The following is a 12,479-nucleotide window of genomic DNA, read 5'->3' on the forward strand; positions in this document are numbered from 1 at the left end:
TGGTTCCACTGGGTGGAACCAGCCTGTTGAAAATTGTGAACACGCCCACACCTTAAACCTGTTAAACGTACGCAAACGCACGGCTTGGTTGGCAGTACAAGGTGCGTTTGTTTCAATACCCGCCTTTCGAAAATCAGGATTGAACACGATGCTCTCTTATCGCAAATGGATGGCCCTGCTGGCCACGTCGCTGACCCTGTGGATGGGCCTGGCCCACGCGCAAGCGCGCCCACCTGTAGCCGACAATGTGGTCGCCTATCAGGGCCAGCAAGGGATAAAGGTCTGGACCCTGCGCGTCGGTGAGCGCAGCGCCAACGAGGCGTTGGTACAAATCGAAGGGGTCGACCACGACTGGAACATGCGTATCCAGAAGATGTCGGTGGAAAAAACCAGCAAGGACACCCGCTATTTCACCACGGTCGATGGCCAGAGGTTCGTGGTGCTGATCATCCAGGGCAACTGGGGCGGTGAGCTGTACCTGCCCGGCGAAGCTCAGGCGCTGATGGTCGGGTATTCCGAAGGCCTGTCCAATCAGGGCAATGCCCAGGCCTTTCTCACTGACTACCTCAACGCACAGCAGTAATAAGGACGTTCCCCATGACCCTACCTGATCAAAATGACCCGCTGTCCGACCTGTCCGGCTCGCTCAGCGCTGAATACGACCAGTCCCGCGACGCCCAGCGCGACCGCGTGATCGCCGAGCTCAAACAGGTGATCGAGCGCGTGCCCGAGCAAACCGAGTTCACCAACTCACGCCGTTACCGGCTGTGGGGCCCGTTGATGTTGTTGGTGTCACTGGTGATCTTGGCGGTGACCTTCAACACGAACCGGGTCGCCCCGGTTGCCGGCGCAGCGTTCCTGGTCCTGATTGCGGCGGCCGTGACGTGGCAGCACCGCAATGCCGGTACTCAGGTTTTCATGCGCCTGACGCGTCGCCAACTGTTCGTCGATACCTTGGATGGGCCGGTCGACATGGCTCAAGTGGAGGACATCTCCGTCAAGGATGAAGGCATGGTGCTGGTGCAGACTCTGGAGATGAGCAGCGATGCCGTACTGCCAAACCACCGTGTGGCAAGGCTGCAGTTCTTTGGCAACCAGGCCGTGTCGCTGAAAAAGCCACGGTTGCAGATCCGCATCATGTCGGCCGGTCTGGCTACCGGTGGACGCAAGCTCGACACCGAGGAAGTGCTTGCACTGCTGGCCGCCTACCGCGACGCGGCCCATGCGCAGCAACAGCTGGAGCTTTTGCAAGCCCATGGATAACGCCGAGCGCGAAGCTCAGCTGGACTATCTCCAAGCGCGGGCCGACGGGCCCACGCAGGTGCTGGATATCTACGAGCATTCATTGAACAAAGCGCTGGTGTGCGCATTGTCGGGGTTGCTGCTGGTCTGCCTCGGCGTGTGGCTTGCCACGCTGCCGATGCTCTTCGGCCCACACACCCCGCAGCCTGTGAAGTGGCTGCTATGGGGCTTTGGTGTAGGGATGCTGATGGCCGGGCTGGCCGGGCTGGCGCTCGCTGAGGCGCTGCGCCGGCGCCATGGTCAGCGCGTACTGGGCGTGACACCCGACACCCTGTGCTTTGCCAACTCGCCAGCGCCAGTGCCGTGGCACAGCTTCGACGCCTTCGAGATCGACCAGCGCCACCTCAGCACGGTGCTGGTGTTCAGCGTCTCGGCGTTCAGCCATGCTCCCTCGCTGGGGCCTGCCTGTTTCAAGTCTCTGGCCGCGCCGCACGCCGTGCCGATCGCCGGTGGGCTACGCATCAGGCTGTGGCTGTGCACCCCGACCGTAGCAGGCAAGCGCGTGGACGCAGAGCAGCTGGTCGAGCTGCTGTACCCCTACCTGGAAGCAGCCCAGGCTCGACGTACCCTGGCACAGTTGTTCCCCGGCGTGGCACGGCTCGGGGAACGCACCTGACCCGCCGCAGCATGCTGAACGGCGTCGCAATTTCCCCATCAACCGCAATGTTCCTTTTTCCGGAGAATGGCCAGTGCGCCAGATAACTCAGTTACGGTGGGCACTGGCCATGCTGTTGCTTCCACTGGCGCTGGCAGGCTGGACCAGCCTGCAGGGCTGGCGTGCCGACAATGCGCTGCAAACGGCCGAAACCATTCGCCAATGGCTCGCCGTGCCCAGCGATACGTTATTGCAGCGCATTCCCAAACGTGAACGCAATGAAAGGCTCCGCGAAGCGGATCGTCGCGAGGCCTTTCAACGCCAGGTCGATCTCGCCGATGCTGACCGTGCTCAGCTGGGTGCCCGTCAGGCCCTGGCGGCATCGAGCCACTGGCTGGCTATTGCCGCACTGCTGACCGGCGCAGCCGCCTGGCTCATGCTGCGAATTGACGCCTGGCGGGCACGCGCCTCGCGCGACTTCCTCCATCAACAGCTCTCCCGCAGTTGGCATCGGCTGGGACAATGCCTGACCGCATACACCGCGCTGCTGGTAGGGGCGCTGGGCCTGTCGGCGCTTTACGAAATGAGCTGGGGGTGGAGTCATTACCACGAGGGAGGCCTGATCATTCTCGTGGTGGTACTGCCGATGCTGTCGATGGTCTGGATCGGTGTGATGCTGATTCTGCGCCTGCGCACCCGCTGGCGGTTGACCGAAACACCTTCCTGCGCCTTCCTCGGCCGCCCATTGACCCGCCAGCAGGCACCCGGCCTTTGGGCCTGGGTTGAGCACTTGGCCGCGCAACTAAACGCCCCAGCGCCTGAGCACATTGTGGTCGGCATAGACCAGTCATTTTTCGTTACCAGCACGCAGGTGGTGCTGCAACCCTCCGGGGAGGTGCTGAACGGACGCACGTTGTACCTGCCATTGACCTATCTCTCGGCCCTCAGCCAGCAAGAGACTGCCTCGATCATCGGTCATGAACTGGGTCATTTCAGCAGTCGAGATACCGAGCGAGGCAGTGAAACCAGCGCACGTTTCAGCTTGATGTACACGCACTTCTCGAGCATCGCCACTGCCGAAGAGGCGCCCTCCTGGATCGAACGCCCCACGCTGTGGATGACCGGGCATTTTCTGCACCACTTCCAGATTGCGGTTCATCACTGGAGCCGTGCCCAAGAGTTGGTAGCGGACCGGGCCGGCGCACAAGTGGCCGGTGCGCGCACGTTCTGCCAGGCACTGTTGCGGGTGATTGCCCTGGACAACGAAATCGACACGCTGCTTCACGGGCCGCGGCGCGACCATCTGGTCCAGGCGCTGGCACAGCATCTTCAGCATCACCGCTTGCACCTGAGCGAACAGGCGCTCGAGATCGCCATCACCCACCCCTTCGACACACACCCCGCCACTGCCGTGCGCTTGCAGCAACTGGGCGTGACCCTTGACGCCCAGTTGCTGGCCGAGGCGACACGCGCACCGACCGAGTCGGATAGCCGTTGGTTCAACCAACTGCTAGGCAACCTGCCCGCTCCCGAGGCGCTATAGGCCTGGCTGTTTTCTCTGCGTCCCCCGCGCTCTGAAGATCGCGGGGGGGGGGGGCAGTGTGGTCAGGTTGCTGAGTGGGTCGTACTCATAATCCAGCGCACTTAGGGCGTAAGTTCCTGCGTCAGGCGTCCCAGCAGGTCGTAGCGGTAACTCAGCTTTTCATCCGTGATGCCCAACTGTGAATCGCCCCTGGTTTCGTAGACACCTTCAAGCCTCATAATGAGGCCCAAATAGGAGGTGTCATGAGTCGCCAGCGTTACCCCGAAGAATTCAAAATCGAAGCGGTCAAGCAAGTGACCGATAAAGGCAAACCTGTCGCCGAGGTCGCCCAGCGCCTGGGGATGTCCGTTCACAGCCTTTACGCCTGGATCAAGCTCTACAGCAAACCTCAAGAGCAGCGTCAGCAAGACGATGATCAGCAGGCCGAGTTGCGCAAGCTACGCGCCGAGCTCAAACGCGTGACGGAAGAGCGAGACATCTTAAAGAAGGCCGCCGCGTACTTTGCCAAGGAGTGCGGCTGAAGTACGCCTTCATCAAGACGCACTCGACGGATTACCCGGTGCGGCGCCTTTGCCCAACCCTCAAGGTGCATCCCAGCGGCTACTACGCTTGGTTGGCTGAGCCTCAATCTGCCCGAGCAAAAGAAGATCACCGTCTGCTTGGCTTGATCAAACATGCTTGGCTCGAAAGCGGAGGTGTGTACGGCTACCGCAAAATTCACGATGACCTGCGTGAGCTGGGAGAGACATGCGGGCGAAATCGAGTCGGTCGTTTGATGCAGGCAGAGGGGGTACGTTCACAAACGGGCTATCGCCGTCGTCCTGCGTTTTATGGCGGAAAGCCAACAGTGGCATCTCCCAACCACCTTGCGCGGCAGTTCAAGGTCAGCGAGCCGAACAAGGTCTGGGTGACAGATATCACTTACATCCGCACCTATGAAGGATGGCTTTATCTGGCGGTAGTGCTGGATCTCTTCTCACGCCAAGTCATTGGTTGGTCAATGAAGCCAAGGATGTGCAGCGACGCGATGTTGATGGCCGTTTGGCGACGCAAGCCACAGCAGCAAGTGATGATTCACTCAGACCAAGGCAGTCAGTTCAGTAGCTCCGATTGGCCAAGCTTCCTTAAGGCCAACAATGTGATTAGCAGCATGAGCCGACGGGGAAACTGCCACGACAATGCCGTAGCCGAGAGCTTTTTCCAGCTTTTGAAGCGGGAGCGAATCCGACGAAAGATCTACGCAACGCGTGACGAAGCCCGAAGTGATATTTTCGATTACATCGAGATGTTCTATAACCCTAAACGCCGACACAGCAGTGCTATGCAGCTGTCGCCGGTAGAGTATGAGAAACGCTATTTTCTGAGCTTGGAGAGTGTCTAGGAAACCAGGGGCGATTCAAAAGCCTTACGAATCCGCCCCTCAACTGCACTGATAACAGGCGTAATAGCCGGTGGCTGCTGGAAAGTAATTAGGTTTCTGACATCATCTCCTGAGCCGCCTAGCTGACGGCCCAATCAGTGGCCGCGAGCCCTGTTTGGGCCTGCTCCGGTAATGAGCCCTGAAGGCTGTATGCCAGGATTTCCATGTATACCTTAATTGATATAACTTGCATCGAGTCGCGCTTGCGTAGCTTTTGATATCCTCACGCGCGGCAATGAGCTCGACAAAATCCCTACTGCAGATTGAAACGAATCTCAATGAATTGGGGCGTTTACCGCCCCACATATACCATCTCCTATTTTAAAGAGCACGACCTCTATTTGACCTGTAGAACATACACATTTTGGCGTTAAAGCGCATCCAATTAAGCATGAGCTGCCCCACCCGGCCACGAGCTCACTTAACGTCGACAAAACCTATAACTTGATCAGCATATTTTTTTGCATTTGGAATTTTAGATTTTTTTAAATATTGAAGCAAAGGCTCGACCCCTTTGATAGCCAAAGCGTACTCTATAGTATTGGTAACAAAAAGGCCTTGCGAATACTTGCCTACCTTGAGTGTTTTGCTTCTCTCATCATCAGGGGGAGCCAGTCCCGGAGAATACTCTTCATCCTCTTCATCTTTGGCAAGTGCAGACAGTTTAACGATAGAATATTGTTTTATGGCGTCATATTTATCGCTCATAAAAACCATTATATCTTGAGCGCTTAGACCCGCTCTAACTAGCTTCGCTGCATCGAGCCTTGCGAAGACCTCCGCATATTCTGGCTCGATCTCAATTCCACCGACGCTAGTTAATTCCGACATCATTTTTTGATAGAGCTCAGAACTAACAATTTGCACCAAATCTGAATAAGCTTCGATCACCATATATCAACTCCTTTAATAACGCGAATCAGATCTGACCCTACATGTCTAAATTGGTCTACTGCCTCATGCTCTCACGAAGTAAGTGCCAGCAAGTTAGACGGATCATGCCCCCCCTGCGCCACCCACTCGCTGCGGGATATCATTATGATGTAACTCCATACTCATTTCTTTTATGGAAATCTGATCTGATTTCCGGGAAATTACTTCTACCGTCATTTTAGGAGCTTTACCGTCCGCCATCCGGGCGAGGTTTGCTGGAGAGTATGTACGACTTGGAGCTTTAGCTTCCGCTTTCCAATAGTTTTTACGGCCAGTGCTCTAGCACTCCCACCCCCAGGGATCAATCCATCCAGTCGGACTCGGAACGTAGCTATAGAGATTAAAGCCACCATCTAAACCAATTGGATCTTGAGTGACGAAACGTCCAACTCCAGAGTCGTAGTACCTAAATGTGTTGTAGTGCAGACCTGTTTCAGTATCTAAATACTGGCCTTGGAATCGCAGATTCTGCTCGACTTCATTGATCGTCAGCTGCTCAATCGCTCCCCAGGATCGATAGGTCGCCTGCCAGACAATCTCACCCTCGCTATTGCTCACTTCTAGGGGCGTACCGATCTGATCGGTATGGAAGTAGTAGACCTTCTGCGCGCCCCCTTCCGCCTGATCGACCCGTGCCAACGGCGCATAGCTGTCCGGCTCATAGAAATACAGAATGCTCTGCTCAGGCGTCTCCTCACGCAGCATCCGCAGCCCTTGCCAGAGGAAGCGCTTCTGCTCCTTGATGCCGTTGATCTCCGACTGCTTGGCAACCCGCCGCCCCAGGCTGTCATACCGGTACTGCCCGGTGCTTTCCAACTTGCCATTGACCAACGTCTCAGCGCGAACTAGCCGGTTCTCACAGTCATAGCTAAAACTCTGAAGCTTGCTATGCCCCGAGCGCTTCTCGATCAGGTTGCCCTACGGGTCATAGCGATACTCCTGATCCCGCCAACGCTTGATGCGGTTGTCTTGGACCTTTTCAAACTGACGCGCATTGAAGTCCAAGCGGTTGGCTGCAGCGTCATAGCGGAACTCTTCGCTTCCCACCAACGAGCCGGTATCACGGCTGTGCAACTGGCCGTTGGCTTCGTATTCGTACTCGATCTCCCCGCGTAGCTTGTCCAACGTACGCACCAGCTCCCCGGCCGGGTCGTACTGGTAACGGCGGTGAATCGGGTTGTACGCATGTTCCACCAGCAACGACGTATTGATGCCGGGGTTGTGCACTTGCGATAGCTTTTCTGCCGGCAGGGTCGATGCAAACTGCCAGGCCTTGCGTCCCATCGCATCGTAACCAAAGCAACTGGTGAGCTTGCCCTGCGTGCGGAACACCTCGCGGCCCAGTACATCGGTGGCCCAGCTGGTGCGCTGGGCGAAGTCGTAGCGGAAATGGTAATGCTCGCCGTCGCTGGTCCAGTGCTCCACCACCCGGGGCTTGTCGCTTTGGGTTTGCCAGCGGTACTCGCAGATCAGACCAAGGGCGTTGCTGTGGCGGACCATCAGGCCTTCGCCGTAGGCGAAGCGCCGCGCTGAATCGCCGTTGCGGTTGATGACTTCGTTCAGCTGGCCGTTGTCGTCGTAACGGTAGCGCACGAGGGTTTCCACGGCTTGCTGGTCGACGATGCGTTTGACTTCGGTCAAGCGACCGAGCGGGTGCTCGTAATGCAGGTGCACCCGCACACCGCCGGGCGCGCTGATATCGGTCAGGCGCTGATCGGCATCACGGGTGAAATGCAGGTAGTGGCCCAGCGCGTTTTCCAGGCGTACAGCGGTACAGCAGTGTTGTCGTCCGGTACTTCACCGAAGTAGAAGAACACATTGTCCAGAGTCTGCAGCAGGTAGTGGCCGCCTGCCGTGCGGACCAGATGGATTTTCTCGTTCGGGTTGTAGATGCTTTCGCCCGGCTCAAGGTCAATGAACGGAACGCTGCGCCCCTGGTTGTCGGTGTGATACACGAAGCCGCCGCTGCGGCGCAGGCTTTGCTCCCAAGGCAGCACCCAGCCTTGGCCCAGCACGCTGTCGATAGCCAGGTCGCTGGCATAGAAGCGTGGCCACTCGATTGGCATCATCCCGGGCAGGACGAAATCCGTTTCGTTGACCAGCAATTTGCGGTCAGTCGTCATGTCCAACGGATTGCCGGTCAGGTCGCCGATCACCTGGCGGGCGACGGGTTCGGCCACATAACGGCTGGCGACTTCGCCAGTGACGAAGCCTGAAATTAACTTGAGGGCGCACGGCATGATGATTTGATGCCGGTCTTAACTCAATAAGAAAGCATTCGCAATGATGCCTAGCTAAGTGAGGCGCGTAACGCCTCACTTTATTAACTTAGAATGTTAAAGATCATTTATGCTACTTTCACGATAATTTTTACCAATGAGTAGCTCTATGCAACCTCAAATCAAGCTAGTTAGAAGCGGAATATCATAATCCTTGTTTTTTACAATTTTTTTAGATTTTAACGCCTCGCTTAAATCAACCAATCTTTCACCCCGACTTAAGCTTGCGGCGCAATGTATAAAAACTGCAGAGTAGGCGTAATCATCGGGTGATGACAAAACATCCGTAATCGTCCGATTAGTTGGAGAAATACAAGCTAGAATTTTCGGAATGTAAAAATCCTCCAACACCGCTTGAATGTGCGCACACACTTCGCCAACTACATTTGGGGCTGGCGTTTTTATCGCCCCACCTAGATTGCCACTGAGTTTTTTATCTTGCTCACCCGACGAAATAAAAGAAAAACACGACTCATTGAACAAATTACTCTTATACGGAGGAGCAAACTTAGACGAACATTCAAATATCGCACCCCCATATACCATCCCACCTAAAATGTAAGAATCAACCCGAGACAGGTGCTCAAAAAAAAGCTCTGCTACATTTTTTTTGTTGTACTTGAATTTTAATTTGTTTTTTGAGGCCGTAACGCCGTCAAATTTGGACGCTGCTAACTTAAGCACTCTTAGCAATTCCAACTCAAAAATATCGCGATCATCAGGACTCATATACTACCTATACTTAAGAACATTGAACACTGCATCATGAACAGCACCTTTACCCCCAAGCAGCTTACCACGCGCGCTCTTAGTATCAATCTTTAACTTTGCAGTGGTTCCACTTGACGGCTTAATAACCCCACCACCTAGATGCTGAGTTGTATTCGCGGGATTGCTCATATCGAACACGCCGGATGCTTTCTGATTTTTGGTTAATGAGCCCGAACCCTGTTTAACTTCGAATATATGCAAATTACCTTGAGCATCTCTAGCAACGAAGTCAGCTCTCACTCTACTTCCGTTTACTTTCATCGTCACTTCCTCAGCGACAACTTTAAACCCATTCCGCTCTAGGTCATGCATCGCCTTGGTACGACCTTTATCGCTGCTAGCAGCGCTTTTGCATAGACCCAAAGGATCAATCCAAATCACGGCACTGGGAGCGTATAAGTATAAGTTGTAGCCGCCTTCCAATCCGATAGGATCTTGAGTAACAAATCTACCTAGATCCGAATCGTAGTATCTAAAAATATTGTAGTGAAAGGCCGTCTCTTCGTCTAAATATTGCCCTTGGAAACGCAGATTTTGCTCAACTTTATCTACTGATATCTGCTCAACCGCTCCCCACGACCGATAGGTCGCCTGCCAGACGATCTCGCCTTCGCTGTTACTCAACTCCAGCGGCGTACCGATCTGGTCAGTATGGAAGTAATAGATCTTCTGCTCGTCCCCTTCCGCCTGATCCACCCGTGCCAGTGGCGCATAGCTGCCGGGCTCGTAGAGATAGAGGATGCTCTGCCCCGGCGTCTCCTCACGCAGCATCCGCAGCCCTAGCCAAAGGAAGCGCTTCTGCTCCGTGATTCCGTTGATCTCCGACTGCTTGGCAACCCGCCGCCCCAGGCTGTCATACCGGTACTGCCCGGTGCTTTCCAACTTGCCATTGACCAACGTCTCAGCGCGAACTAGCCGGTTCTCACAGTCATAGCTAAAACTCTGAAGCTTGCTATCCCCCGAGCGCTTCTCGATCAGGTTGCCCCACGGGTCATAGCGATACTCATGATCCCGCCAACGCTTGATGCGGTTGTCTTGGACCTTTTCAAACTGACGCGCATTGAAGTCCAAGCGGTTGGCCGCAGCGTCATAGCGGAACTCTTCGCTTCCCACCAACGAGTCGGTATCACGGCTGTGCAACTGGCCGTTGGCTTCGTATTCGTATTTGATCTCCCCGCGTAGCTTGTCCAGCGTACGCACCAACTCCCCGGCCGGGTCGTACTGGTAACGGCGGTGAATCGGGTTGTAGGCATGTTCCACCAGCAACGACGTATTGATGCCGGGGTTGTGCACTTGCGACAGCTTTTCTGCCGGCAGGGTCGATGCAAACTGCCAGGCCTTGCGTCCCATCGCATCGAAACCAAAGCAACTGGTCAGCTTGCCCTGCGTGCGGAACACCTCGCGGTGCAGGTCATCGCGTTCCATGTCGCTGATCACCTGGCCGTCCAGGTTCAGCTGGTGCAGGTGGCCACTGCCGTAGTACAGATGATTGACCTGGCGGCCATCCGGCAGGGTCAGTGTGGTCAGGTTGCTCAGCGGGTCGTACTCATAGTCCAGCGCACCGCTCGGGGTCAGCTCCTGCGTCAGGCGTCCCAGCAGGTCGTAGCGGTAACTCAGCTTTTCATCCGTGATGCCCAACTGTTTACCCAGACTGCTCGCCGTGCACTGAATACTCAGCAGACGGTCGGCCTCGTCGTACTCGAAATCCTGACGGGCATCGCGGTTGACCTTGGCCAGCAAGCGGCCAATCGCGTCACGCTCGAACAGCGTATTGCGCTCCGGGCGCTCGCCGTTTTCGCCATAGCCGATTTCGTCCAGGCGAACCAGATTACCGCCAGCGTCATAGCTGAAGCGCCGGGTCAGGTTGTCCACCCGCACTTCTTCACTCAGGCGATCCGAGGCATCGTAGGCAAAGCGGTACACCGCGCTGTTTTCGTTGACCAACGCAGTCAGGCGAATCGCCTTGTCGTACTCGTAACGAATCCACTGCCCTTTGGCATCCTGGCGGCTGATGGGCACACCGCGGGAGATAAGGCGCAGGCGGGCTGCGCAATTGCGGTACTGCGCAGCAGCAAACACTCGCCGCTTAGTTTTGAGGCGGTCTATATAGTAGTAATCAAAACTTACAATTTTAAAGAACACGCCTCATAAGAAAAACAACCACCTCCACAAGACTTCCCAACACGCCACGCTTTCCGGAGCTCAAAATTTCTTCACACGTCAGCCACTAAACATAAGTTCTTTGCCATCTCTGACCAACTTGCAGATCTCGCCTGCTAACCTTACATTCATTACCCTCCATAATGAGAGTTAATTTAAAGGAAGCGCGCAACCCTGTTTGTTTTCTGACAATCACCGAGACCGAATTCCCATTATCTTCACACACCTCAATTTCATCACTTCCAAGATCATACTCAGGAAATCTGCCGCAAACCGCATTTTCTACCCGATCATAGTTCCTCCCTTCGCCTACAACATATTTATTAAAAATCAGCAAAAGGTCATTTTTCACACTCTGCTCAAGATCCTCGCCTATGGAATCATCCGAAAAAGCCGCCAAAGTTTTTTTGTAACCAGATGACTCCCACTCATACATAGCGCGCATGAATCCCGTCAGAGCATCTTGATATTCATCTCGCAAGTTAGTTACTGAATATTTTTCCATCTAGCAGCTCACCATTTCTGAACACGTTATAAAGGACTTTGGTGTTTCCCTGCACCCGCTTCATTAGGTTTGGTAGGAGGCGGCAATGCTGCAAGAAGATTATTTATTGACATAATCACATCCCAGGAGGGTTAAGTACTGTAACATGCTCAAAAAGTCTCCCCCACAGTCAGATGTTCGCCACTACCCTACTTCGATGTTAATTACCTTCAAAAAGACCTATATATTTCAATCCGTTATAAGCAGTTTTGATTGGCTGTGACAGAATAGTGCCTCCATCAGAGTACCAAAAAATAGCATTAGCCTTTGTGACTCCCAACCTCAAACACTCTGCTTTAAGTCTATCCATATCATCCATGTCGACGGATGACTCCGTCAAAATATCATCAAGACTTACCTCGCTCGATCTTCTTGGTATAATCCCGATAAAGTCTTCGTCATACCACCTAATCCCCACATCCTTACAAAAACCACAAACCTTGTACGCCGGATCATCAAAATCGACCGAATAGTCCAATTCGAAATACTTCAAATATTCAGCTTCACTTGAAAAGTTGGCACCCACCCAAACATGTATTTTCTGATAACGCTCAATATCATAAGGATCCATCTAACACGCTCCCAGCTTCATATGTTTACGGTGATGCGCATCAATCACACTAAGCGCTTCCGTTTTACTTTGAGCCTTACTCAAATCGATGATCAACTTATTGTAGAAGTTTCTACCAGCACTACTGCCATGATGTGGTCCATCGGGCACGGGATTACCACGCCTATCTGTAACTCCGACAAAAGTCTTTAGTAGGCACTGTCATTTCTTTGAGCTCCTGCGCCGTAAACCCAAGCTCTTTGGCTTTCGACGCAATAGACACAGGAAACATTTCATGCTTTCCACCCGGCCTTCTCAACGCATCTTCAACGGCCTTTTTGTTATCGACCACATCTTGGACCGAAGCACTATTAAACCAGCT

At 54.2% G+C, this 12,479-nt stretch carries 9 protein-coding genes and 3 pseudogenes; 5 read left to right on the forward strand and 7 right to left on the reverse strand.

The window, feature by feature from the left end:
• The first annotated feature begins 148 nt into the window (after window positions 1–148).
• The 5 genes from L6D80_RS21785 to L6D80_RS21805 all read left to right on the forward strand — a co-directional run bounded on the left by L6D80_RS21785 (window position 149) and on the right by L6D80_RS21805 (window position 4,821).
• Entirely contained in the window at window positions 149–583 is a 435-nt protein-coding gene (locus tag L6D80_RS21785) for a hypothetical protein (protein WP_176515466.1), read from the forward strand.
• 14 nt (window positions 584–597) lie between these two features.
• On the forward strand, window positions 598–1,263 hold the full coding sequence (locus L6D80_RS21790; RefSeq protein ID WP_176515468.1) for a hypothetical protein: 666 nt from the start codon (window positions 598–600) through the stop codon (window positions 1,261–1,263).
• Window positions 1,256–1,918, forward strand: coding sequence for a hypothetical protein (locus L6D80_RS21795; RefSeq protein ID WP_236183064.1), 663 nt, complete (start codon window positions 1,256–1,258; stop codon window positions 1,916–1,918). The genes L6D80_RS21790 and L6D80_RS21795 overlap by 8 nt, the downstream gene beginning before the upstream one ends.
• A 73-nt stretch (window positions 1,919–1,991) precedes the next feature.
• Window positions 1,992–3,440, forward strand: coding sequence for a M48 family metallopeptidase (locus L6D80_RS21800; RefSeq protein ID WP_236183065.1), 1,449 nt, complete (start codon window positions 1,992–1,994; stop codon window positions 3,438–3,440).
• 242 nt (window positions 3,441–3,682) lie between these two features.
• Window positions 3,683–4,821, forward strand: a protein-coding gene (locus L6D80_RS21805) for an IS3 family transposase (protein ID WP_176515472.1) whose coding sequence is annotated in 2 segments (ribosomal slippage) — window positions 3,683–3,926 and window positions 3,926–4,821 — 1,140 coding nt in all. Because the reading frame shifts where the segments join, the coding sequence is not laid out codon by codon here.
• A 456-nt stretch (window positions 4,822–5,277) separates the two neighbouring features.
• Here the strand turns inward: L6D80_RS21805 and L6D80_RS21810 are convergent.
• The 7 genes and pseudogenes from L6D80_RS21810 to L6D80_RS21835 form a co-directional block, all read right to left on the reverse strand.
• The gene (locus L6D80_RS21810) at window positions 5,278–5,754 is read right to left on the reverse strand and encodes a hypothetical protein (protein WP_176515474.1); all 477 of its coding nucleotides are present in this window, start codon (window positions 5,752–5,754) and stop codon (window positions 5,278–5,280) included.
• A 321-nt stretch (window positions 5,755–6,075) separates the two neighbouring features.
• Window positions 6,076–7,631 (reverse strand): annotated as a pseudogene (locus L6D80_RS21815) (RHS repeat domain-containing protein); the annotation flags it as partial.
• Window positions 7,632–7,721: 90 nt separating this feature from the next.
• Window positions 7,722–8,033, reverse strand: a pseudogene (locus tag L6D80_RS30550) (DUF6531 domain-containing protein); the annotation flags it as partial.
• A gap of 156 nt (window positions 8,034–8,189) precedes the next feature.
• Window positions 8,190–8,801, reverse strand: coding sequence for a hypothetical protein (locus L6D80_RS21820; RefSeq protein WP_176515478.1), 612 nt, complete (start codon window positions 8,799–8,801; stop codon window positions 8,190–8,192).
• Window positions 8,802–9,182: 381 nt separating this feature from the next.
• Window positions 9,183–10,868, reverse strand: a pseudogene (locus L6D80_RS21825) (RHS repeat-associated core domain-containing protein); the annotation flags it as partial.
• 202 nt (window positions 10,869–11,070) lie between these two features.
• Window positions 11,071–11,508, reverse strand: coding sequence for an NTF2 fold immunity protein (locus L6D80_RS21830; RefSeq protein ID WP_176515481.1), 438 nt, complete (start codon window positions 11,506–11,508; stop codon window positions 11,071–11,073).
• A gap of 199 nt (window positions 11,509–11,707) precedes the next feature.
• A complete protein-coding gene (locus L6D80_RS21835; RefSeq protein ID WP_176515483.1) occupies window positions 11,708–12,118 on the reverse strand; it encodes an immunity 22 family protein in 411 nt (136 codons plus the stop codon).
• Between the last annotated feature and the right edge of the window lie 361 nt (window positions 12,119–12,479).

This window comes from Pseudomonas ceruminis (assembly GCF_021602025.1).
Taxonomy (GTDB): Bacteria; Pseudomonadota; Gammaproteobacteria; order Pseudomonadales; family Pseudomonadaceae; genus Aquipseudomonas; species Aquipseudomonas ceruminis.